The 22,032-nt window shown below is 72.6% G+C and carries 24 protein-coding genes; 18 read left to right on the top strand and 6 right to left on the bottom strand.

Annotated features, from left to right (window positions below; translation table 11 throughout):
- Nucleotides 1-27 precede the first annotated feature (27 nt).
- Nucleotides 28-390 carry a DsrE family protein gene (locus ACL06G_RS15925; protein ID WP_412786235.1) on the bottom strand — a complete coding sequence of 121 codons (363 nt, stop codon included), beginning with the start codon at nucleotides 388-390 and terminating at the stop codon, nucleotides 28-30.
- Nucleotides 391-516: 126 nt separating this feature from the next.
- On the opposite strand from ACL06G_RS15925, the gene ACL06G_RS15920 reads away from it, so the two are divergent.
- From ACL06G_RS15920 to ygfZ, 6 genes are all read left to right on the top strand, one after another.
- A complete protein-coding gene (locus ACL06G_RS15920; RefSeq protein WP_412836200.1) occupies nucleotides 517-1,389 on the top strand; it encodes a hypothetical protein in 873 nt (290 codons plus the stop codon).
- A complete protein-coding gene (locus ACL06G_RS15915) occupies nucleotides 1,386-2,159 on the top strand; it encodes a hypothetical protein (RefSeq protein WP_412836199.1) in 774 nt (257 codons plus the stop codon). Before ACL06G_RS15920 ends, ACL06G_RS15915 begins: the two co-directional genes overlap by 4 nt.
- Nucleotides 2,156-3,076, top strand: coding sequence for a hypothetical protein (locus tag ACL06G_RS15910; RefSeq protein ID WP_412836198.1), 921 nt, complete (start codon nucleotides 2,156-2,158; stop codon nucleotides 3,074-3,076). The genes ACL06G_RS15915 and ACL06G_RS15910 overlap by 4 nt, the downstream gene beginning before the upstream one ends.
- A gap of 298 nt (nucleotides 3,077-3,374) precedes the next feature.
- Nucleotides 3,375-3,938, top strand: a complete 564-nt coding sequence (locus tag ACL06G_RS15905) for a heme-binding beta-barrel domain-containing protein (RefSeq protein ID WP_412786239.1) — start codon at nucleotides 3,375-3,377, stop codon at nucleotides 3,936-3,938.
- Nucleotides 3,939-4,022: 84 nt separating this feature from the next.
- Nucleotides 4,023-4,469 (top strand): Fur family transcriptional regulator, encoded by a 447-nt coding sequence (locus ACL06G_RS15900; RefSeq protein ID WP_412836197.1) that lies wholly within the window; start codon nucleotides 4,023-4,025, stop codon nucleotides 4,467-4,469.
- Between the two features lie 10 nt (nucleotides 4,470-4,479).
- Nucleotides 4,480-5,451: a CAF17-like 4Fe-4S cluster assembly/insertion protein YgfZ gene (ygfZ, locus tag ACL06G_RS15895; protein ID WP_412836196.1), complete on the top strand. Its 972-nt coding sequence runs from the start codon at nucleotides 4,480-4,482 to the stop codon at nucleotides 5,449-5,451.
- Nucleotides 5,452-5,501: 50 nt separating this feature from the next.
- Here the strand turns inward: ygfZ and dtd are convergent, their stop codons facing one another.
- Nucleotides 5,502-5,927: a D-aminoacyl-tRNA deacylase gene (gene dtd, locus ACL06G_RS15890; RefSeq protein ID WP_412786242.1), complete on the bottom strand. Its 426-nt coding sequence runs from the start codon at nucleotides 5,925-5,927 to the stop codon at nucleotides 5,502-5,504.
- A 176-nt stretch (nucleotides 5,928-6,103) separates the two neighbouring features.
- Here dtd and ACL06G_RS15885 point away from each other — a divergent pair, with 176 nt between their 5' ends.
- The 4 genes from ACL06G_RS15885 (at nucleotide 6,104) to ACL06G_RS15870 (ending at nucleotide 9,714) form a co-directional block, all read left to right on the top strand.
- Nucleotides 6,104-6,685: an RsiG family protein gene (locus ACL06G_RS15885; protein ID WP_412786243.1), complete on the top strand. Its 582-nt coding sequence runs from the start codon at nucleotides 6,104-6,106 to the stop codon at nucleotides 6,683-6,685.
- A 161-nt stretch (nucleotides 6,686-6,846) separates the two neighbouring features.
- A complete protein-coding gene (locus ACL06G_RS15880) occupies nucleotides 6,847-7,809 on the top strand; it encodes an asparaginase (protein ID WP_412786244.1) in 963 nt (320 codons plus the stop codon).
- 55 nt (nucleotides 7,810-7,864) lie between these two features.
- On the top strand, nucleotides 7,865-9,118 hold the full coding sequence (locus tag ACL06G_RS15875; protein ID WP_412836195.1) for a GNAT family N-acetyltransferase: 1,254 nt from the start codon (nucleotides 7,865-7,867) through the stop codon (nucleotides 9,116-9,118).
- Between the two features lie 179 nt (nucleotides 9,119-9,297).
- The gene (locus ACL06G_RS15870; RefSeq protein ID WP_412786246.1) at nucleotides 9,298-9,714 is read left to right on the top strand and encodes an ankyrin repeat domain-containing protein; all 417 of its coding nucleotides are present in this window, start codon (nucleotides 9,298-9,300) and stop codon (nucleotides 9,712-9,714) included.
- Nucleotides 9,715-9,756: 42 nt separating this feature from the next.
- Here ACL06G_RS15870 and ACL06G_RS15865 read toward each other — a convergent pair whose 3' ends face one another.
- Complete coding sequence (locus ACL06G_RS15865; RefSeq protein ID WP_412836194.1) at nucleotides 9,757-10,578, bottom strand: class I SAM-dependent methyltransferase; 822 nt, start codon at nucleotides 10,576-10,578, stop codon at nucleotides 9,757-9,759.
- Between the two features lie 96 nt (nucleotides 10,579-10,674).
- Between ACL06G_RS15865 and ACL06G_RS15860 the strand changes: the two genes are divergently transcribed.
- Together ACL06G_RS15860 and ACL06G_RS15855 are read left to right on the top strand one after the other, a co-directional pair.
- Nucleotides 10,675-11,343 carry a hypothetical protein gene (locus tag ACL06G_RS15860; protein ID WP_412836193.1) on the top strand — a complete coding sequence of 223 codons (669 nt, stop codon included), beginning with the start codon at nucleotides 10,675-10,677 and terminating at the stop codon, nucleotides 11,341-11,343.
- Nucleotides 11,344-11,609: 266 nt separating this feature from the next.
- Nucleotides 11,610-11,972 carry a DUF805 domain-containing protein gene (locus ACL06G_RS15855; RefSeq protein WP_412836192.1) on the top strand — a complete coding sequence of 121 codons (363 nt, stop codon included), beginning with the start codon at nucleotides 11,610-11,612 and terminating at the stop codon, nucleotides 11,970-11,972.
- A gap of 79 nt (nucleotides 11,973-12,051) precedes the next feature.
- On the opposite strand, the gene ACL06G_RS15850 is transcribed toward ACL06G_RS15855, so the two are convergent.
- Nucleotides 12,052-13,167: a MerR family transcriptional regulator gene (locus ACL06G_RS15850; RefSeq protein WP_412836221.1), complete on the bottom strand. Its 1,116-nt coding sequence runs from the start codon at nucleotides 13,165-13,167 to the stop codon at nucleotides 12,052-12,054.
- 233 nt (nucleotides 13,168-13,400) lie between these two features.
- Between ACL06G_RS15850 and efeO the strand changes: the two genes are divergently transcribed.
- The 6 genes from efeO (at nucleotide 13,401) to ACL06G_RS15820 (ending at nucleotide 18,754) form a co-directional block, all read left to right on the top strand.
- Nucleotides 13,401-14,540: an iron uptake system protein EfeO gene (efeO, locus tag ACL06G_RS15845; protein WP_412786251.1), complete on the top strand. Its 1,140-nt coding sequence runs from the start codon at nucleotides 13,401-13,403 to the stop codon at nucleotides 14,538-14,540.
- Between the two features lie 3 nt (nucleotides 14,541-14,543).
- Nucleotides 14,544-15,845: an iron uptake transporter deferrochelatase/peroxidase subunit gene (gene efeB, locus ACL06G_RS15840; RefSeq protein WP_412786252.1), complete on the top strand. Its 1,302-nt coding sequence runs from the start codon at nucleotides 14,544-14,546 to the stop codon at nucleotides 15,843-15,845.
- The gene (gene efeU / locus ACL06G_RS15835) at nucleotides 15,845-16,777 is read left to right on the top strand and encodes an iron uptake transporter permease EfeU (RefSeq protein WP_412786253.1); all 933 of its coding nucleotides are present in this window, start codon (nucleotides 15,845-15,847) and stop codon (nucleotides 16,775-16,777) included. Before efeB ends, efeU begins: the two co-directional genes overlap by 1 nt.
- Before the next feature lie 342 nt (nucleotides 16,778-17,119).
- Nucleotides 17,120-17,515: a helix-turn-helix domain-containing protein gene (locus ACL06G_RS15830; protein ID WP_412786256.1), complete on the top strand. Its 396-nt coding sequence runs from the start codon at nucleotides 17,120-17,122 to the stop codon at nucleotides 17,513-17,515.
- Nucleotides 17,516-17,564: 49 nt separating this feature from the next.
- Nucleotides 17,565-18,278 (top strand): hypothetical protein, encoded by a 714-nt coding sequence (locus ACL06G_RS15825; RefSeq protein WP_412836191.1) that lies wholly within the window; start codon nucleotides 17,565-17,567, stop codon nucleotides 18,276-18,278.
- Between the two features lie 128 nt (nucleotides 18,279-18,406).
- On the top strand, nucleotides 18,407-18,754 hold the full coding sequence (locus tag ACL06G_RS15820; protein ID WP_412786258.1) for a DUF2516 family protein: 348 nt from the start codon (nucleotides 18,407-18,409) through the stop codon (nucleotides 18,752-18,754).
- A gap of 91 nt (nucleotides 18,755-18,845) precedes the next feature.
- Here the strand turns inward: ACL06G_RS15820 and ACL06G_RS15815 are convergent, their stop codons facing one another.
- Both ACL06G_RS15815 and ACL06G_RS15810 read right to left on the bottom strand, forming a co-directional pair.
- Complete coding sequence (locus tag ACL06G_RS15815; RefSeq protein ID WP_412836190.1) at nucleotides 18,846-20,222, bottom strand: PP2C family protein-serine/threonine phosphatase; 1,377 nt, start codon at nucleotides 20,220-20,222, stop codon at nucleotides 18,846-18,848.
- A gap of 179 nt (nucleotides 20,223-20,401) precedes the next feature.
- Nucleotides 20,402-21,760: a C40 family peptidase gene (locus tag ACL06G_RS15810; protein ID WP_412836189.1), complete on the bottom strand. Its 1,359-nt coding sequence runs from the start codon at nucleotides 21,758-21,760 to the stop codon at nucleotides 20,402-20,404.
- Nucleotides 21,761-22,032 lie beyond the last annotated feature (272 nt).

Here is a 22,032-nt window from a genome sequence, read left to right as displayed (position 1 = left end):
CGCGGCGGTGCGGGAGTCCCGTGCCGTTCAGTAGACCAGCGCCTGGGTGTCCTCCGCCGTCGCCTCGCTGACGAACACCTGCGCACCGGCGATGCGCACGCCCTCGGCGACGTCCTCCTCCCCGATGTCGCGGCGCTTGGCGCACTGCGTGCACAACGTGATGCGCCCGCCCGCCAGGACACCGTCGATCAGCTCCGGCAGCGGTGCCGCGTGCGGCAGTTCGAACTCCGCCGCGCGGCCCGGCAGCGCGAACCACGCCGATTCGCCCGTCAGCCAGAGCGACACCTCCACACCGCTCGCCGCGGCCACCGCCGCCACCGTGAACGCCTGCGAGCAGCGCTCGGGGGCATCCGCCCCCGCCGTCACCTTGATCACCAGCTTCTTCGCCATGACCCCACGGTAGGCCGCCGGTTCCCGACTTCCGCCGCGCCGTGCCGCAACCGGATCGTGATGTCCGTGGAGGGCAACTCTCGGCCACGACGGCGTGTCAGCGCAGGGACGATACGTGGAGGACACATGGAACCCCTGCCGCCGAAGCCTCCGGGAAGTCTCCCGGAGACTCCCCCGGCATCTCAGGAGCAGATCGCGGCCCCGAGCGCCGCCCCGAGCACCGATCCGGCACCGCCGGATCCCCTGCCGGAGGCCGCCGGAACCGCACCGGCACGCCGGCCGCGCGGCCGCACGAGCCTGATCCTCGCCGCGGCCGCGCTGCTGGGCGTCGCCGGCGGCGTGGCGACCGGATACACGGTCCAGGCCGACCGCGCGCCGACACCGCTGCCACCGCTTTCCCAGGCGTCGCTGAGCTACCCGGACGGCCACCTCTCCGAGGACGCGTGGGAGCCGCTCCCCGCGAAGCACGACCACCGGGTGAAGACCGACGGGGACCTGCGGAAGTTGCTGGTCCACAAGCCGAAGGGCAGCCAGGACTCCACCTTCCACGCGGTCACGGACGGGTGGCTCGGAGTGGAGGACTACGCGCGGGACTTCGTCGATCCCGCCCAGATGTTCTCCGGGTTGGCGTCCCAGGACGTGCGCCGCATCGCCGCGACCCAATGGGAGGAGAGCAGCACCGAACTCACCTATGTCCAGCTCGTGCAGTTCAACGAGGCCACGACCCACCGGGCCGCCAACCACGCGCGGGAACAGCTGGCGTACATGCCCGGTGAGGAGTTCGCCGGCAACCCGGGCGTCCCGCTCGAGGGGTCCAGCACCGGCCGGGCCTTCGTTTTCGACGAACCGTCCCGCAATCCCGGCTTCCTGCCGCTCTATGAGGCACGGGCGATCGCTCACCGCGGCGACATCATGATGGACATCCGCGTCACCGACACCGCGCCCGTGAGCGAGAAGGAGATACAGAACCTCGCCGAGCAGCAGTTGGAGCGCCTGTGAGGACAGCGGGACGACAGAAGCTGCTCCGGGCCCTGGCCGCCGTGGCGGTGCTGGGCACCGTCGGCGGCCTGGCCACCTTCACCGGCGCCACCGTGGACGCGGCCGACCGGACCGCCCCCACCCGGGTGTGGGACGCGCCCGACCGCGCACCGTCCGTCGACGATCCGGCACCGGACCTCACCCGGGGGCGCAAGGACGAGCCGCTGAGCAAGGAACTGCTTCCGGTCCCCTCCGCCTTCCGGCTCGGCCCGGACATCGACGGGATCGGCAACGACGTCCACCTGACGGGGAAGCAGGCCGAGGAGCAGATGCGCCGGAGCGCCGCCCTGCTGCCCGCGCAGCAGCGGAAACAGCACCGCGCGTCCCTGAAGAAGCTCGATGTCAAGGGCGCGGCGATGCGCTCCTACACCCGGTACAGCGACGATCTCGTCGTGGAGATCCGGTTGTCGCAGATGGGTAACCGGAGCGCGGTGAAGGACCTCGCCGCCGTCCAGTCGGCGCTCGGCGAGGCGCTGTCGCCGCTGCGGAAGGGACCGGAGATCAAGGGCTACGACAACGCCTCGTGCTTCCTCATGCCGAAGAGCGACGCGGCGGACGACGAGCGGATCGAGGAGATGTTCTGCACGGCCTACGAGGACGACGTCCTGGTGTCGCTCTCCGCGACGGGCAGCGCCTCGTACCAGGGCACCACGCACGTCCGCCGGGAAGGCGGCAAGCTGCTGAGGAAACAGCTCGAGCGGCTGACCGAGGGCGGGGGGATCAGCGCATGAGCGAGTCGACGACCTCGGACGTCGCACAGCGGACCGCGGCACCGGGACCGCTTCCCGAAGCAGCACCGGCGCCGACGCCTGCACCGCACACCGGCACGGACGCCGAAGCAGGCACGGACACGGTGCAGGACACCGGCGCACCGGACACCGGCCCGCGCCGCCGGGTGCTGCGGACCGTGGGGCGCTGGACGGCCGCCGTCGCGGTCTTCGGTCTGCTCGGGGCCGGTACCGCTTTCGGCATCACGCAGCAGGAGCGCACCGACGTACCCGGCCTGAGCACGCGGGACGACGGGCGGTGGGACTACCCGGAGCTGACGCTGCCCACCCTGTCTCCCGGGGCGCCGCGCCCCTTCGGTTCGGGCAACGAGAGCGAGATCCACCACGGCGACGTGCGCGACCTCCTTCTCCCCCCGCCCGCCGGCGCCACCGCGACGGCGGGCGTCCCCGGCATCGAGGGGGCGTGGGTCCCCTCCGGCACCTTCGCGAAGAGGTATCCGAAGGAGGAGCGCGCCGACATCCGGCTCGCGCTCACCGAACACGCCGTACGGCACATCGCCGCCCGCGGCTGGGAGACCGCCGACGGCACCCGGACCAGCATCTACCTCCTGCAGTTCAACTCCGGGGCCTACCCTCCCGGGTTCCTCGCCCAGGCGGTGGAGACCGGATTCACGGCGCACCTGACCGTGCGCGGTTCGCGGGAGGACGAGGCCGACGAGAGCTGGCCGGAGGACGCCTCGGTGCCGAACGTCGAACGCAAAGCCTTCGACGAGGAGAAGCCGCGCGGCGCGACCCACGTGCGGACCGCGTACCTCACCGCCGGTGACGTGCTCGCCGTGATCGTGCAGGAGCGCGAGGGCACCGCCGCCGTCGTGCCGTTCCAGCAGACGGTGATCCTGCAGTCGCAGCTGCTGGGATGACCGGCGGCGGTCTGCCGGCTCCGCCGGGGCGGCGCAGCTCACAGCACCGCCCGGGCGGAGCCGGCACCGCGGCGACTAGACTCGGCAGCGGCCGGAGGAAGACGGCCCGCCGAAGGAACGACCGAGCACCCAAGGAGAGCCCGACGTGCTGCACGCATTCTTCACCACGCTGATGGTCCTGGTCGCCGTCGGGACCCTGGCCTTCGCGGGCCTCGTCGTCACGAAGCTCTACCAGGGCCAGCGCTGACCTTCCCCGCCCGAACCGGCATCCGACCACCACAGATCGTCTGAGTGACCCATGATCGAGATTCCGTCCGACCTGCACCCGGACCTGGTGCCCCTCGCCTTCCTGCTCGGCAACTGGACCGGTGCCGGCGTCGCGGAGTTCCCCGGCAGCGAGAAGTGCAACTTCGGCCAGGAGGTCGCCTTCTCGCACGACGGCCGTGACTTCCTGGAGTACCACTCCCACAGCTGGGTGCTCGACGCCGAAGGCCGGAAGACCACGCCGCTGGAGACCGAGAGCGGCTACTGGCGCATCGACTCCGACCGCAGGGTCGAGGCCGTCATGATCCGCGACCAGGGCGTCGCGGAGGTCTGGTACGGCGAGCTCGCCCACCAGAAGCCGCAGATCGACCTGGCCACCGACGCCATCGCCCGTACCGCGGCGTCCGGCGAGTACAGCGCCGGCAAGCGGCTGTACGGCTACGTGAAGGGCGATCTGATGTGGGTCGGCGAGAAGGCGACCCCCGAGGTGCCGCTGCGCCCCTACATGTCGGCGCATCTGAAGAAGGTCGTCGACCCCAGCGAGTGGGCGAAGGACATCAAGGACCTCCCGGACGACGGGATCGCGTTCTTCAAGTGAGCGGCCGCGCCGGTGCGCCTCTCCGGGGCGCACCGTGCCCGACGGCCCGTCTTCCGGCGGGTGGGCGCTCGTAGACTGGAGCGCGTGGAGACCACCGACTGGCAGAGCGATCTGAGAGCGCGCGGGTACCGGTTGACGCCGCAGCGCCAGCTCGTACTGGAGGCCGTGGACAAGCTGGAGCACTGCACGCCCGACGACATCCTCGCCGAGGTGCGCAGGACCGCGGGCGGCGTGAACATCTCCACCGTCTACCGCACGCTGGAGCTGCTGGAGGAGCTGGGCCTGGTGTCGCACGCGCACCTGGGCCACGGCGCGCCGACGTACCACCTGGCGGACCGGCACCACCACATGCACCTGGTGTGCCGGGACTGCACGGAGGTGATCGAGGCGGATCTGGGTGTCGCGGACCCGTTCACCGCGACGCTCCGCGAGCGGTTCGGCTTCGAGACGGACATGAAGCACTTCGCCATCTTCGGCCGCTGCGAGAAGTGCCGGGCCCGCGCCGCGGAGGACGCCGCGGGGGAGCCGTAGGCTGGGCCCCATGAAGAGCCCGCTCCTGAACCTTCCCGGTGCCGTGCCCGCCGAAGGCGCGGACGAGGGCGTCGCCGCGCACTACGGGGACCTGTTCCGCGAGCAGCGCGCGCTCGCGGACGGCAACGGTTTCGTCGACCTCTCCCACCGCGGTGTGGTCACCGTTTCCGGCGACGACCGCCTGTCGTGGCTGCACCTGCTCCTCACGCAGTACGTGGAGGATCTGCGGCCGTGGCACGCCACCGAGTCGCTGATCCTGTCCGCGCACGGACACGTCGAGCACGCCCTGTATCTGGTGGACGACGGGGAGACCACCTGGATGCACACCGAGCCCGGCTCGGTGGGGGATCTCCTCGCCTACCTGGAGAGCATGAAGTTCTTCTACCGGGTGGAGATCGCCGACCGCACGGGCGACCACGCCGTGGTGCACCTGCCGGCCGGGTCGATCGCGGAGACGCCGACGGGCGCCGTCGTGCGGGAGACCGCCCACGGCCGGGACGTGTTCCTGCCGCGCCCCGAGCTGGAGTCCTTCGCGGAGGCCCGCGGCCCCGCGATCGGCGTCCTGGCCTACGAGGCGCTGCGGGTCGAGGCGCACCGGCCGCGCCTCGGTATGGAGACCGACCACCGCACCATCCCCCACGAGGTGGGCTGGATCGGTTCGGCGGTGCACCTGCAGAAGGGCTGCTACCGGGGGCAGGAGACGGTGGCCCGCGTCCACAATCTGGGGAAGCCGCCACGCCGCCTGGTGTTTCTGCACCTGGACGGCAGCGACGTGCGCATTCCGCAGCACGGCGACGCGGTGCGGCTGGCCGCCGACGGCCCCGAGGGGCGCAAGCTGGGGTTCGTGACCACCTCGGCCCGTCACCACGAGCTGGGACCGATCGCGCTCGCGCTGGTGAAGCGGAACGTGCCCGCGGACGCCGCGCTGATCGCCGGGGAGGATGCCACGGCGGCCGCGCAGGAGGTCGTCGTCGCACCCTGACGGCGGGTGCGGGCACGCGGTGTGCCGGCACCCGGCGGGTCCCGCCCGGTTCAGACCTCGAGGAGAACGGTGAACGGGCCGTCGTTCGTCAGCGACACCTTCATCTGCGCGCCGAACCGGCCCGTCGCCACCTCGGCGCCGAGGGCACGGAGTTGCGCGACGACCTCGTCCACGAGCGGTTCGGCCACCGGGCCGGGCGCGGCCGCCTGCCAGGTGGGTCGGCGGCCCTTGCGCGCGTCACCGTAGAGGGTGAACTGGGAGACGACGAGCAGCGGCGCTCCCAGATCCGAACAGGACTTCTCTCCTTCGAGGATGCGTACGGACCACAGCTTGCGGGCGAGTCGCACCGCCTCGGCGGGCGTGTCGTCGTGCGTGACTCCCACCAGCACGCACAGGCCCTCGCCGACGATCTCGCCGACCGTCTCTCCGTCCACGGCGACACTCGCGCCGTCCACCCTCTGCACCACGGCTCGCATGACCGCCATGATGCCGTGCCCGCGGCGCGCGCCGGTCGGGGGTGTCCGCGTGCCCGCCGTATGGGTGCCGATTCCTGCGGGGGACGGCAGCGCGGTGGCACGATGCGGGTACGGGATGCGCACACCCGGTGCGTACCCGCCCACAGCGGGCACACGGCACGAGGGGACATCGACCCATGGAAAGAGCCGGAACCGGACAGGCGCCCGCCGGGGCACCCGCGTCCTCGCGGCCGCCCCGGCAGCGCGCGGCCGTGGAGTTCGAGGCCCTGCGCGACCGCCCTGCTCCGGAGCTCGGTTCCCGTTCGCTGCCCGAGTTGCGGGCGCTCCGACGGGAGGCGCAGCGCGACGAGGCGGACCTGAGCTACGTGCGGCGGCTGCTCCAGGGCCGCATCGACATCCTGCGGGCCGAGGTGGCGCGGCGTTCCACCCCGGGGTCGCAGCTGCTGGACCTGCTGCCGGAGATTCTCGCCGACGGCCCGTCGCGGCACCGTTCCTCCGCGCGGCACGTGACCGTGGGAACGCCGCACCGGGAGGAGTACCGGCTGCTGGCGGAGGAGATGCTCGCCGAGGTGGAGCTGTCGGATCTCGACGCCCGCTCGGACGCGGAGCTCCAGGACGCCATGCGGCGGCTGGCCCGGTACGAGCAGCAGGTGTCGGAGCGGCGGCAGGTCCTGCAGCGGACGGCGGACGGGTGCAGCGCGGAGATCGCGCACAGGTACCGGAAGGGCGAGGCGCAGGTGGAGGACCTGCTCGCCTGATGGGTGGGGCGCGGAGCGGCCCGAGAGGCGCACCCGGGGCGCGGGCACGCCCCGGCACCGGCTACCGTAAGGAGCGTTTCCGCTGAACGCACCGTACACATCGCAGTGTGCCGCCCACCGGCCGTGACCGGGCCCGGGCGGCACGCCCGGAGGCCCGCCGCATGACCGCCCAGACACCGCCGCCCGCGAACCCGGTGCTCGCCGAAGTCGTCCGCAGTGGCTTCGTCGAGGGCCGCCACCGCGGCTCCCTCGTCGTCCTCGCGCCCGACGGCAGTGTCGAACGTGCCCTCGGCGACGTCACCTCCCCGTTCTTCCCCCGCTCCTGCGCCAAGCCCGTACAGGCCGCGGCCGTGCTGCGCGCCGGTCTCGATCTGGCCGGGGAGCGCCTCGCCCTGGCGGCGGCCAGCCATTCCGCCGAGGCCTTCCACCTCGATCTGGTGCGCAGGATGCTCACCGAGCACGGATTCACCGAGGACGACCTGCGCTGCCCGCCGTCCCTCTCCATCGACCGCGAGGAGGCGGACGCCCTCCTCGCCTCCGGCGGCTCTCCCGCCCGCATCGTCATGGACTGCTCGGGCAAGCACGCCGCGATGCTCGCCGCCTGCCGGGCGGCAGGCTGGCCCACGGAGACGTACCTCGACCCGGACCACCCGCTGCAGCGCCTCGTCGCCCGCCTGCTCGCGGACACCTCGGGGGAGACCGTCGCCCACACCGGCACGGACGGCTGCGGGGCGCCCCTGATGGCGGTCTCGCCGACCGCGCTGGCCCGCACGTTCCAGGCGTTCGCCCGGGCCGCCGCCGACTCCCCGGAGGGCCGCGTCGCGGCGGCGATGCGCTCCCACCCGGAGTACGTGGCGGGAACCCGCCGGCACGACACCTGGCTGATGCGGGAGGTGCCGGGCTCCCTCGCCAAGATCGGGGCCGAGGCCGTGCAGGCGGTCGCACTGCCCGACGGCCGTGCGCTGGCGTTCAAGATCGACGACGGCGCGGCCCGCGCCGTCGGACCGGTGCTGGCCCGGGTACTCGAATCGCTGGACGTCACCGGGCCGGTCGTCGCGCGCATCGCGGACTCCCCGCTGCTGGGCGGCGGGGTGGCCGTGGGCCGGGTGCGCGCCGCGTTCTGACGGCCCTGCGGAAAACCGGGTGCGACCGGCGAGGGGAGCCGCCTAGCGTGGAGGGATGAGTCTCGAGATACGCACCCTCTCCCCCGAGGACCTGCCGGCGTGGCTGCGGGCCGTCGCGGTCGGCTTCGCCATCGCGGCGGAGGCCGGTGACGACGAGATCGAGGCCCGCCGCGGCGGTATCGACCCGGACCGCACCCAGGGCGTTTTCGACGGGGAGCGCTGCGTCGGCACCTTCCGCACAACACCGCAGCGCATGACGGTGCCGGGCGGAGCCACCCTGTCCTCCTGCGCCGTCACCAATGTCACCGTCTCGGCCACCCATCGGCGCCGGGGCCTGCTGACCCGCATGATGGGCTCCGCGCTGCGGACCGCCCGGGAACGCGGCGACGCGTTCGCCTCGCTGATCGCCGCCGAGTACCCAATCTACGGCCGCTACGGCTTCGGGCCCGCCGCCTGGACCACCGAATTCTCCGTCGACGTGCCCCGCACCGGCATGGACCGCCGCTACTCCGGCCCGCCGGAGGACGAGGGCAGCGTGGACCTCGTCGGGATCGACGAGTTCCTCCGGCTCGCACCGGAGTTCCACGAGCGGTACCGGGTGCTGCCGCACCGTCAGGGCACCATCGACCGGACCGACCGCTGGTGGCAGGTTGCCACCGGCCGCATCCGCTACCCGAGCGAGGACTTCGTCACTCCGTTCTGCGCCGTCCACCGAGACCGGGACGGCGTGGTACAAGGCACGGTCAGGTACACGACCAAGCACGACACCTGGCACAACAAGCTGCCGCACGTCACCCTCTCGGTGGAGAAGCTCGAAGCCGCCACGCCTGCCGCCGAACGGGCACTCTGGCACTACCTGCTGTCCGTGGACTGGGTCACCACCCTCCGCTCCGGCCACCGCGCCCCGGACGACGTCCTGCCGCTGCTGCTGCCCGACCCGCGCGCCGCGCACCCCACCACCCACGCCGACTTCCTGTGGCTGCGTCCCCTGGACGTGCCGCGCATGCTCGAGGCCCGCACGTACGCCGTCCCCGGAACGCTCGTGCTCGATCTGCACGACCGCGACGGCCTGGCCGGCGGCCGGTTCCGCCTGGAGGCGGGCACGGGCGGCGCGAAGTGCGCCCCCACCACGGACGCCCCCGACCTCTCCATGGACATCGCCGAACTGGGGACCCTGTACCTCGGCGACGAGGCCACCACCCGCCTGGTTTCCCTCGGCCGGGTGACCGAGCACCACGAGGGCGCCGCGACCACGGCGGACGCCCTGCTGCGCACGGCCCGCCGCGCCTGGTGCCCCGACGTCTTCTGACGCAGCGCCGGGCGACGCGCCCGGCCGCGGCAGCCCCGCAGGCCGGGCGGAAGGCGGAGCGGTGCATAGGGTGACGGCAGCGGCGCGCGTAGGGCCGGCCGTGTGCGGGTACGGCGCACCACGCGTACGACCGGCACGCGCCGTGGCCGCGCGGCACCGCACAGGAGAGGACGATCGCGATGACCAACGCCCCGATGCCCGAGAGCAGCGAGCCCGCGCACGATCCGGAGGTCCTCGAACTCGCCCAGCGGATCTTCGATCTGGCACGTGAGGGGGACACGGCCACCGTCACGGCGTACGTGGATGCGGGAGTCCCGGCGAACCTCACCAACGACAAGGGCGACTCGCTGGTGATGCTCGCGGCCTACCACGGTCACGCGGCGACCGTACGCGCCCTGCTGGAACGCGGGGCGGAGGCGGACCGGCCCAATGACCGGGGTCAGACGCCCCTGGCCGGGGCGGTGTTCAAGGGCGAGGACGAGGTGGTCGAGGTGCTGCTGGGCGGCGGAGCCGACCCGCACGCCGGGACCCCCTCCGCGGTCGAGACGGCACGGATGTTCGAGAAGCGGGAGCTGCTGGAGCGGTTCGGGGCCTGAGACCCGCGCCGCCGCGGGAGACCTCCACCGCCGCGCGAAACCTCACTGCCGCCGGGCCGTGGCGAGTTGCAGGTGCAGCACGCAGGGCGTCGGCGCCCCCTCGGGGGTGATCTTCCGCGCCTCCGACAGGAACGTCCGCCGCAGCTCCGCCAGCACGGAAGCGTCCAGGGTGGCCACGTCGTACACGGAGGAGACGACCTCCCAGACACGTTCCACCGGACCGGCGAGGTCGAGGGCGACCGTCTCCCACCCGAACGAGGCGAAGCCCGCGGGGCCGAGGATCTGCGCGAATCCGCCCGGGGTGCGTGTCCTCCGGTCGCCGAGCGCCGGAACGCGTGCCGACGCGGGCATCGCGTGGACCAGCGGGCGCAGCAGGTCGAGGAAGAGCGCGTAGGCCTCCCCGCCGCCCGCACCGCCGCCCACGACGCAGGCGAAGGTGCCACCGGGAGCGAGAACCCGGGCGGCTTCGGCCGCCACCGCCTCCATCTCGTCCATCAGCATCAGCGCCATGTGGGCCACGCACGCGTCGAAAGATCCGTCTCGGAAGGGAAGTTGCTGCGCCCGGCACTCGACGAGCGTCGTGCCGGCCAGGGCCGGGCGGGCGGCGGCCAGCGCCAGCGCCTCCGGGGAGAGGTCCACTCCCGCCAGACAGGCCCCGTCCCGGCCGTCGTCCTCCGCCAGTGCCTCCAGCAGCACGCCGTCGCCGCAGCCGAGTTCGAGCACCCGCCGGCTCCCGGACACCCGGTCCCGGAGCAGCTCGTAGCTGCTCCTGCCGTCGGCGGTCCGCCCCCGGCCGAAGGTGTCCCCCGTCACCGCGGGCAACCGCGCGTGGAAGGTGCGCAGGAAGTCCTCACCCGTCGTCATGGCAGCGCACGCTACCGCCCGGCAGGCAGCCCCGTCGGGGGATTCGCCGGATCGCCCGCACGACGAGCGGCACGTCCGGGGCTCTACGCTCGCGCCATGCGCGCCGCCCCCGCCCCTCCCGCACCGCACCCGCTGCTGGGCTGGTTCCTCGATGCCGCGGCAGGCCGGTTCCCGCCTGCCGACGGCCGGGTGACCGTGCTGCCCGCACTGACGCGCGGCCTGGAGGCGTCGGTGGCGTTCACCGGACACGCGGTGGTGGCGACGTCCCTGCCCGCGGACGCCGTCCGCTCCCGAGAGCCCGACGGCTTCGGCGGTTCGCTCGCCCCGGACTTCCTCCGCTTCCTCGCCGGGCCGAGTGGCTGGATCGATGTGGTCGACGTGACGCTGACCGCTCCCGGCCGGGGCGGAACCCCGCGCCTGCCACTGCTGCCCGAACCGGTGGAGCACCCCCGGGTGACGCACGCCCGCACGCTCCGCACCGACGTGCGGGTCCTCGGTGACGAACGGGGTCTGGTGACCCTCTCCTCCGGACTGGCGGGGCGCACGGAACTCAGCGTCGAGCTCTGGGAGACCGAGGACGGCAACGGCCGGGAACGACGGGGCCGGTCCCTGCTCGGCGACGCGCTGACCGCCGTCCCGGCGGGCGAGCCGGTGTTCGCGGCGGTCTCTCCCGGCAACGCCCGGTCCCTGCGGGCGTTCCTCGCCTGCGACTTCCGGCCGCTGGGATCGGAGGTCGTGCTGCGTCCGGCGCGGCCCGCACGGTGACGGAACGATCACGGCACGCCAACTCCTCGGCAACGGGTTTGCCCGCCCGACGTCCCGTCACATCGCCGTCGAGATCCTTGGCAGGTGCACCAAAACCTCCCATTGCCACCCGATACACCACCGGAAAGGGCGCACCGGCTCCTCCGCCCACTCCGGAGAACGGCGAACAGATCGATTGACCAGTGCACTTCAGGCCAATAGTTTCTTGGTCGTCACCCGGCCAGTCGGGGCCGGGCCGTTCATCTTCCCTGGGGGGAAACAACACCATGCAGTGGTACCTCGCCGGTCTCCAGCAGTACGCGAACTTCAGCGGTCGTGCACGCCGCAAGGAGTACTGGCTGTTCACCCTGTTCAACGTCCTGATCGCGCTGGCCCTGATGCTCCTCGGCTCCTTCGTCTCCGAGCAGGTCGGCATCATCCTGTACGCCGTGTACCTGCTGGGCACCCTGCTGCCGATGCTGGCCGTGACCGTGCGGCGCCTGCACGACACGGGCCGTTCCGGCTGGTGGTACTTCATCACCTTCGTCCCGGTCGTCGGTGCCATCATCCTGCTGGTGTTCCTGTGCTCCGACAGCAAGCCCGAGCACAACGCCTACGGCCCGAGCCCGAAGATGGTTCCGGCCGTCTGACACCCCGGTCCGTCCCCGGGGACGGACTCGGCTCCGGCGTGTGCCGCCGGCCCGGTGGGCCGGCGGCACACGCCGTTCGCTACGCAGCCCGCTCCACGACGTCGGCCACCACACAGCTCACATTGTCGGGCCCGCCGAACCGGTGGGCGAGGGCGACGAGTTCCCGCGCCGTCTCCTCGGGGGCGCCCCCGGCACGGAGCACATCTCCCAGCTCCTCTCCCGGTACCACCGCGGACAGGCCGTCCGAGCACACCAGGTACCGGTCGCCAGCGCGCGCGTCGTGCAGTTTCGTCTCCGGCACCCCGGCCCCTGTTCGCCCTCCGCCTCCGGCTCCCCCGGCGGTGAGCGCGCGGGTCAGCAGGGCGCGCTGCGGATGGGCCGCGGCCTCCTCCTCGCTGAGCCGCCCTTCGTCGACCATCGCGCGGACCATGGTGTGGTCGTGCGTGATCTGCCGCAGTTCGCCGTCGCGGAGGACGTAGGCGCGGGAGTCACCGATGTGCACCAGCGCCAACTGCGACCCCGACAGCAGCAGCGCGGTCAGCGTGGTCCCGGCGCCGTCGGCATCCGAGCCGTTCCCACCACCGGCCTCTCCGACTCCGCGCACGGCACACCCCACCTGCTCGACCATGTCGTCCAGCGCGTTCAGCAGCGCCCCCGCCGGGACGCCCTCGCCGTCGAACGGCTTGAGCGCCTCGACGGCTGCGGCTCCCGCGGGCGCCCCGGCACCTCCGAAGCCGTCGGCGACGGCGAGCAGTCGCGGGCCCGCGTAAGCGGTGTCCTGATTGGCCCGGCGCACGAGTCCGGTGTCGGACAGGGCGGCGTACCGGATCTCCACTTGCATGGTCATTGCGGACATGTCGCAGTCCCTCCGGTTCAGATGGTCGACGAGGAAGACCGCGAGATCCCGCCGGGCCGCGGTCTCGGCCTCGACCTGCACCCAGTACACGCGGACCGCTTCCGCCGCGGCGGAAGCGTCGAGGGCGCAGACCTCGCGGATGCGGCCGAGCGGCATGCCGAGCCGCCGGAGCCAGACCACCAGGCGGGCGCGCTCCAACTGCTCCGGCGCGTAGCGGCGGTAGCCGTTCACCGGGTCGACGTGCGCGGGGATCAGCAGCCCCAGCTCGTCGTACAGCCGCAGCGCCTTCGGTGACAGCCGCGACGCTCTGGCGAAGGCCCCGATGGTCCACAGCTCCATGCCGAACCACTCCTCCCGCTCCTCCTCCGGTCCGGGCACCTCGCCCGACCCGGGAACGATGCTGCGGCTTCCCCCAAGGGCAAGGTCAACGAAGGATTCCGGCGGCCGCGACGGCCTCCTCGAGCCACCGGTGAGAGGCATGTCACCGCCTCTGTCGCTCTGTAGTGAGGCAGACCTCAGATAGGTTAGGTTTCCCTAAGCATGTCCGCATCGTCTATCCAGGGAGAGTCCTCATGCGTGCCGTCCGACCAGCTGGCGCCGTGGCAGTGTTCGCGGTGCTGGGCGCTGCCGTCGCAGGATGCGCGCAGAAGGAGGACCCCTCCGGTGGCGGTGACGCTGTCGAGGTGACCGCCTCCGACAGCGCCTGCAAGGTCTCCGAGAAGGAGTTCCCGGCGGGGCACATCGAGTTGGCCGTGGAGAACACCGGCAGCAAGGTCACCGAAGTCTACGTCTACGGCGAGGGCGACCGCATCGTCACCGAGCGGGAGAACATCGGCCCCGGCACCTCCGTCACCATCACCACCCAGGTCGAGCCCGGCGACTACGAGATCGCCTGCAAGCCCGGCATGGAGGGTGACGGCATCCGGCAGCAGGTCACCGCGACGGGCGACGGCGCCGAGGCGAAGAACCAGGACCCGCGCCTGTCGAAGGCCGTCGCCGCGTACCGCACGTACGTGAAGGAGCAGGCCGAACTCACCCTGCCCGAGGCGAAGAAGTTCGTCTCGGCGGTGAAGGAGGGCGATCTGAAGGGCGCCAAGGCCGCGTACGCGCCGTCCCGCGTCGGCTGGGAGCGCACGGAGCCGGTCGCCGAGTCCTTCGGCGACATCGACCCCAAGGTCGACCTCCGCGAGGACGGCCTGACCGAGGGCCAGAAGTGGACCGGCTGGCACCGCCTGGAGAAGGCGCTGTGGCAGAAGGAGAAGATCGGCGCCGAGGAGAAGAAGGTCGCCGACCGTCTCATCACCGACCTCGAGGAGTGGGAGGAGCGCGTCGGCAAGGCCGACATCACTCCGACGAGCATGGCCAACGGCGCCAAGGAGCTGCTCGACGAGGTCGCGACCGGCAAGGTCACCGGTGAGGAGGAGCGCTACAGCCACACCGACCTGGTGGACTTCCAGGCGAACATCGAGGGCGCGCAGAAGGCGTACGAACTGCTGCGCCCGGTCGCGAAGGAGAACGACCCCGCACTGGTCGAGCAGCTCGACAAGCGCTTCCCCGCGCTGTTCGACCTGCTGAAGCAGCACCGCGACGGCGACTCCTTCGTCTCCTACGAGAAGGTCGGCGACGCGGAACGCAAGAAGCTCTCCGACTCCGTCAACGCGCTCGCCGAGCCGCTGTCGCAGCTGGCCGCCGCCGTCGCGCCGAAGGCCTGAGCCATGGCGGACGACGCGCAGCAGCAGGGACCCGCCGAGCCCACGGAACCCGCCGAGCCCACGACGGGCTCCGGACCGTCCCGGCGGAACCTCCTCGGCTGGGGAGGCGCGGGCCTCGCCCTCGGCGCGGCGGCGGGCGGCGGCACGGCCGTCGCCGTACGGACCACCGACGCCCCGGACGACCGGGACGAGGCCGGGGCCGCCGTGCCGTTCCACGGACCGCATCAGGCGGGCATCGCCACCGCCGTCCAGGACCGGATGCACTTCGCGGCGTTCGACGTCACGACCGACGACCGCGAAGCGCTCGTCGCCATGCTCAAGGAATGGACACGGGCCGCCGAAAACATGACCGCCGGCCGCCCGGTCGGCGACGGCGCAGTCGGTGGGGCCGCAGCGGCCCCACCGGACGACACCGGTGAGGCACTCGGCCTCAAACCGTCCCGTCTGACGCTGACCTTCGGCGTCGGGCCGTCGCTGTTCGACGACCGGTTCGGGCTGGCGGACCGCCGGCCGGAGGCGCTCGTCGACCTCCCCGTCTTCCCCGGCGACCAGATCGAGGAGGAGCGCAGCCACGGTGACCTGTGCGTGCAGGCCTGCGCCGACGACCCGCAGATCGCGGTGCACGCCATCCGCAACCTGGCGCGCATCGGCATGGGAACCGTCGCGATGCGCTGGTCGCAGCTCGGGTTCGGCAAGACGTCCTCGACGACGCCGAAGGAGCAGACGCCGCGCAACCTCCTGGGGTTCAAGGACGGCACCCGCAACATCTCCGGGGACGACGAACAGGCCCTGGCGGAGCACGTGTGGGTCGGCCGCAACGACGGCTCGCCCTGGCTGACGGGCGGCTCCTACCTGGTGGCCCGGCGCATCCGCATGCACATCGAGACCTGGGACCGCACCTCGCTGCGGGAGCAGGAGCAGATCTTCGGGCGCACCAAGGGCGAAGGGGCACCGCTGGGCGAGAACCGCGAGCGCGACGCCGTCGACCTGAAGGCGCTGCCGCCGAACTCGCACGTGCACCTCGCCCACCCGAAGAGCAACGGCGGGGCACGCATCCTGCGCCGCGGCTACTCCTTCACCGACGGCACGGACCGCCTGGGCCGCCTGGACGCCGGGCTGTTCTTCCTCGCCTACCAGCGGGACGTGCGCAACGGCTTCCTGCCGCTGCAGCGTTCGCTGGCCCGGCACGACACGCTCAACGAATACATCGAACACGTCTCCTCGGCACTGTTCGCGATCCCGCCGGGCGTCCGCGACGGCGACGACTGGTGGGGCAGGGCTCTCTTCGAAGGAAGCGGTACCTGATGTTCGCCAACTACCTGATCGGCCTGCGGGAGGGCCTGGAGGCCTCGCTGGTCGTCTGCATCCTCGTCGCCTACCTGGTCCGGACGGGCCGGCGGGACGCGCTCCGGCCGGTGTGGACGGGCGTCGCCGCCGCGGTCGCGCTCAGCTTCGCGTTCGGCGCGGTGCTGCAGTTCGGCTCGCAGTCCCTCACGTTCGAGGCGCAGGAGATCCTGGGCGGCAGCCTGTCGATCGTCGCGGTCGGGCTGGTCACCTGGATGGTCTTCTGGATGCGCCGCACCGCGCGGCACCTGAAGAAGGAACTGCACGGCAAGCTCGACCAGGCACTCGCCCTCGGCGTCGGCGCACTCGTCCTCACCGCCTTCCTCGCGGTGGGGCGCGAGGGGCTGGAGACGGCCCTGTTCGTGTGGACGGCCGTCTCCGCCACCGGCAACGGCGCACAGCCGCTCATCGGTGCGCTGCTCGGCCTGTTCACGGCTGCCGGGCTGGGCTGGTTGTTCTACCGCGGCGCGCTGCGGATCAACCTGGCCCGGTTCTTCACCTGGACCGGCGCCGCCCTGGTGGTCGTCGCGGCGGGCGTCCTCGCCTACGGCGTCCACGACCTGCAGGAGGCCCGCGTGCTGCCGGGCCTGGCCGCCAAGGCCTTCGACGTCAGCGCGCAGATTCCGCCGAGCAGTTGGTACGGCACCCTGCTGAAGGGCACCGTGAACTTCCAGCCGGACCCGACGGTCCTGCAGTCGATCGTGTGGCTGCTGTACCTCGTCCCGACGCTGGTGCTGTTCTTCGCCCCGGCCGGTGGAGGCGGCAGGAAGACCGCCGCGCCGGCCCCGGCGGCCACCCCGGCCGAGCGGGGCGACGCCCCGGTCTCCGGTCGTGCGGACGCCCCGTCGGGGGCGTCGCCCGCCGCGTCGGGCAGGCCCGCGGACCCGGCCTGACAACAGCCCGCCCCCGCACGGAAGCCCCGGACCCGTCCGGGGCTTCCGGCTTTCCGGGACACTCATCCGGATTCGGCACCGGCACCGTGCAACAAGGCTTCAGCGATCTCTCACACGCGGTCCATGGTGATCCCGAGGCGCTGTTCGACAGCGAGCGGGGGACCGGTGGGCTCCACCACGACGAGGGTCGCAGTGACGGTCGGGGGTGAAGTGCCACTCCAACAGGGCAGACCGCAGCTCCGGCTCGTGTGTGCTCGGGCCCGCAACAGGAACGGATCGCGGCGCGACACACCTGCAAGCAGGTTGCTTGCAAAAGTTAGCAAGCGGGTGCACTCTGGGGACATGGCTTCCCTGCATGTCGGCAACCTCGGCGAGTTCCTGAAGGAGCAGCGGCGCAACGCGCAACTGTCCCTGCGGCAGCTCGCCGACGCCGCCGGGGTGTCCAATCCGTACCTGAGCCAGATCGAGCGCGGGCTGCGCAAGCCGAGTGCGGAGATCCTCCAGCAGATCGCCAAGGCGCTGCGGATCTCCGCGGAGACGCTGTACGTGCAGGCCGGGATTCTCGAGGAGCGCGAGGCGCCTCCGGACCGGGACAAGCTGTCCGTCGACGCCGCGATACTGGCCGATCCGTGGATCACGGAGCAGCAGAAGGAGGCGCTGCTCCAGATCTACGCCTCGTTCCGCAGCGGGAACGGGCACCGCGCGGAGCCGGAGACGCCGCAGGACAAGGAAGCCTGACGGAACGATTCGAGCCCAGACCGCCGACACGTCCCGGAAGGGATTCCTCATGTCGCTGAACCAGGACATCCGCAAGACGCTGACCGACCCGACGCCGCTGTACTTCGCCGCCGGCGTCATCGACAAGATCCGCGAGGAGGCTCCGGGCGCCTTCGAGGCCGTCCGGTCCACGGACCCGAAGGAGGTCCAGACGAAGGTCTCCGAGCGCGCCAAGGACACCCAGGTCCGCTTCAACAAGGCCCTGGAAGGCATCGACGCCGACATCAAGAAGCTCCGCGAGCAGACGCAGTCGCTGGCGATGCAGGGCCTCGGCTACGCGGCCGAGTACGCCGTGAAGGCGCGCGAGGCGTACGACGAGCTCGCCGAGCGCGGTCGCGGCGCCGTCCAGACCTGGCGGGGCGAGGACGCGCCCGAGATCACCGTGGAGCACTCGTCGGTGCGTGTGGCGGAGCCGCCGAAGCAGGACCGCGCCTCCGCGCGGGGCGGCCGCACGGCCGCCGGCGGCAGCACCGGTGCCTCCAGCGGCACTGCGAAGAACACCACGGCCCGGAACACGTCGGCCAGTACCGCCGCCCGGAAGAGCTCCGGCTCCCAGAGCGCCGGGTCCCAGAACTCGGCGTCCAGGAGCAGCAGCACCAAGAGCTCCACGGCCCGGAGCAGCGCCCACACGAAGAGCAGCTCCACCGGCGGTGCCGCGAAGGGCACCACCGGCAGCAGCGCGAAGAAGAACGGCGGCGGCTCGACGCCGAAGTCGGGCTCCTGAGCACCGGGCACGGGCCGGGCACCGAAAGCGTGCCCGGCCCGTTGTACGGGTAGCGTGACCGCTACGGGTGCGGCGCGCCCGGCTGACCGCACCACGCAGGCCGCAGAGCGAACAGGGACGTGACACACATGCTGATCGAAGGCTTCAACACCGTGTTGCTGGTCATCATGCTGGTGGTCCTGTGCCTCGCCGTGTTCGCGTTCATCGACGCGGCCCTGCGCCGCGAGGACGCCTACCGGGCCGCGAGCAAGCAGTCCAAGGGTTTCTGGCTGATCATCCTGGGCCTGGCCGTCGCGGTGAACCTGCCGTTCTTCGGCGTGAGCATCCTGATCCTGCAGATCATCGGTCTGATCGCCAGCATCGTGTACCTCGTCGACGTGCGTCCCGCGCTCAAGAGCGTGATGGGCGGTGGCGGCGGTCCGCGCCGCCGGGGCAGCTCCAGCGACGGGCCGTACGGGCCGTTCCGGGGCCGCTGACCCACCGGTCCACCGGTCCCCGGACGGGCCGGACGGGGCGCCCGGTCCGGGGAAGCACCGCCCCGGGTTTCCGCCCGCAGCGGCCTCGGTGTCAGAGGCGGTCCAGCATGAGCACGGCGACGTCGTCCGTCAGTTCGCCGCCGTTGAGTTCGTGCACCTCCGCGAGCGTGCCGTCGACCAGTGCCTCGCCCCGTTCCCCGGCAGCGAGCCGCCGGGCCACGATGTCGATCATGCCTTCCTGCTCCAGTCTCGGGCCGCCCGCGCCCACCCGTCCCTCGATGAGCCCGTCGGTATACATCATCAGCGACCAGCGACCGCCGAGTTCCACCTGGCGCCGCGGCCAGCGGGCCTGCGCGAGGAGGCCGAGAGCGGGCCCGCTCTCGTCGTAGGGCAGCAGCCGGGGCGTCGCCCGGTCACCGGCGACGATCAGCGGCGAGGGGTGCCCGGCGAGGCACACCCCGGCCCGCCGTCCGTCCGGTGCGATGTCGATCGTGCACAGCGTCGCGAACACCTCGTCGTTGGAGCGCTCGTGCTCCAGCACCTTCTGCAGCGTGCCGAGGAGCTGGTCCCCGCACAGGCCGGCGAAGGTCAGTGCCCGCCAGGCGATGCGCAGTTCCACGCCGAGCGCCGCCTCGTCGGGGCCGTGGCCGCAGACGTCGCCGATCATGGCGTGCACGGTGCCGTCGGCTGTGCGCACGGTGTCGTAGAAGTCCCCGCCCAGCAGGGCGCGCGAGCGCCCCGGGCGGTACCGGGAGGCGAACCGCAGCTCGCTGCCCTCGAGCAGCGGCGTCGGGAGGAGGCCGCGTTCCAGGCGGGCGTTCTCCTCGGCACGCAGCCGGGACTCGGTCAGTTGGCGCTGCTGCAGATCGGCGCGTTTGCGTTCGACGGCGTACCGCACGGCCCGGCCCAGGAGCCGCCCGTCCACCTCGTCGCGGGACAGGTAGTCCTGCGCCCCGACGCGTACGGCTGCGGCCGCGCGCTCGGGATCCGCGCCGTCCGTGAGCGCGAGGACCGCGTGGCGGGGGGCGAGCCGCAGCACGTGGCGGAGCGTGTCGAGGGCGCCGTCGGCCTCGTACGCCTGCGCGGAACCGGCCCCGCCCTCGGAACCGGCCTCGCCCCGGGAGTCGGCGTCCTCCTCGGAGCCGGCGGTCTCCGGACCCGACCGAAGGTTCACCGCCGTCGTCTCGCCGACGGGCAGGTCGAGGTCGAGCAGGATGCAGTGCACGTCGTCCGTCAGGAGGCGCTCGGCCTCCGTGAGGTTGCGTGCCGTGCGGGTGCGGATGGGACGTCCGTCGACGAGCGCGGGCACGCTGAGGTCGCTCGCCGGGTCGTTCTCGATCACGAGGAGCGTGAGCGGCCCTCCGTTCCCTCCCCCTGGAACTGCGTCGGCGAGGGCGCGACCGCCCTGTGCCGGTACGGCCGTGAGCGGCCCCACCGTCGTGTCGTCCCGCTGAACGGGTGCCGGCATGTCTGAGCTTCCTTCCCTCCCCCCGAGGGCCCGGCGTCCATGGCCTCCGGGGACGCCGCAGTGACCTTAGCGCCCCTTGCCGCCGATGTGGAATGCCTGATCGTCAACGTGCCCCTGACATATGCAACAGCCGGTGCACGGACGTCCCGCGGCGAGGGCAGGAGGTTCCGGGCGCGAGGTCACACGTCGGGTCGAACCACGCCGCGGATGGCGTAGGAGCCGGCGCCCTGGACGGTGATCCGCAGGCCGGTGCGCGGTGCGTGCACCATCACACCGTCGCCCAGGTACATGCCGACGTGACCGGCGTCGGCCGTGTAGATGATGAGGTCGCCGGGCCGCATGTCCGCGACGTCCACCCGCGTGAGGTCGCGCCACTGCTCCTGCGACGTCCGCGGGATGCGGACGCCCGCGGCCTCCCACGCGCGCATGGTGAGCCCGGAGCAGTCGTACGTGGCGGGACCCTCGGCTCCCCATTCGTAGTCCTTGCCGACCTGCGCCATCGCGTACGCGACGGCCTTGCGGCCCTTCGCGGACGCCCGGCCGTCGATCTCCTCCAGGATCCCGGTGCGCAGCCAGCGGAGCTGCCGTGCCGCCGCGGCGCTGCGTTCCATCTCCCGCAGGTCGGCGCGCTGCTCGGCGCTCAGCCGGGAAGCGGTCCGCTCCGCCTGCTTCAGCTGCCTCTCGACCCGCTTGCGGGCCTTCGCGGCGCGCGTCCGGTGCTTCCGCAGCGTGTCGTGGCGCTCCTCCGCCTCGCGCGTGTACCGGGCGAGCCGGTCCCGGGTCTCGGTGAGCGAGGCGACGAGGCTCTTCGCGGCCCGCTGCTCCCTGCGGGCGAGCCCGGCGTCGCGGAGGAAGGCGTCCGGGTCGTCGGAGAGCATCAGCCGGGCGGTGCCGGACAGCCCGCCGGTGCGGTACTGCTCCCGTGCCAGCGCCCCGGCGCGGTCGGTGAGCTCTCCGAGCTGCTTCCTGGTGTGCCTCGCGCGCCGCTCGAGACCGGAGAGCTTCTTCCGCTGCGCGTCCGCCTTCTCGTCGGCGGCGTTGTAGTCCTCGGTGGCGGCCTCCGCCCGGTCGTGCAGCCGGGCGATGCGGCGGCGGACGTCCCGCAGCGTGGGCGCGGCGTCCTCGCTGCTGCCGGCCGACTCCCGCCGGTCGGCGTCCCCCGCGCCCCCGGAGGGAGGCGACGGGCGGGGCGTGCCCGGCCCTCCGGACGCGACAGGTCCGGGACCGGCAGCGCCGGCATCCCCGGCGCGGGGGCCGCGGGTGGGCGCAGACACGGCCGGGTCCCCGGTGGCCGTCCCGGGCGCGGGCGTCGGCGGGGTTCCCGGTGAGGGCTGCGGCGTCGGCCCGACGTCCGCGGCGCGCGGCGCCGCGGGGGCGAGCGGCGCGGTGTAGGCCGCCGCGGACGTCGCGGTCCCTCCGAGCACCATCACCACGCAGGCCACGGCCAGGGTGAGCCGACGGCCCGGCACATGCCTGCCGCTCCGTGCTGCGGCTGCGGCGGTCTCCGACCCCGCGCCGGGCTTCAACCGATCCGCCACCGTCCCCCCTCAGGTCCGCCCGCGAGCGCGTCCGCACCGCCTCCGCGGTGACGCGCACGTCTGTGCGGATGGTGCCACGCCGGGCGCGCCGGCAACAGAGCGGCCCCCGGATGCGACTCTCCGTGGCACCGCCGCGAGCCGGCCCGCCCCCGATGTGAGCCGGCTCTCTCCCGATCGGCCCGGGCCATGACGCCGACGGCCGGGGTTCACCTTCCGTTCACCCGCACCCGTCGGCGGCTTCACCTGCCCTGCCTAACTTCAGGGTCGTGGCC

The sequence above is a fragment of the Streptomyces callyspongiae genome (assembly GCF_047200695.1).
Classification (GTDB): domain Bacteria; phylum Actinomycetota; class Actinomycetes; order Streptomycetales; family Streptomycetaceae; genus Streptomyces.
Note: the sequence above shows the minus strand (reverse complement) of the source record. Positions and strands in the feature narration are given on the sequence as shown.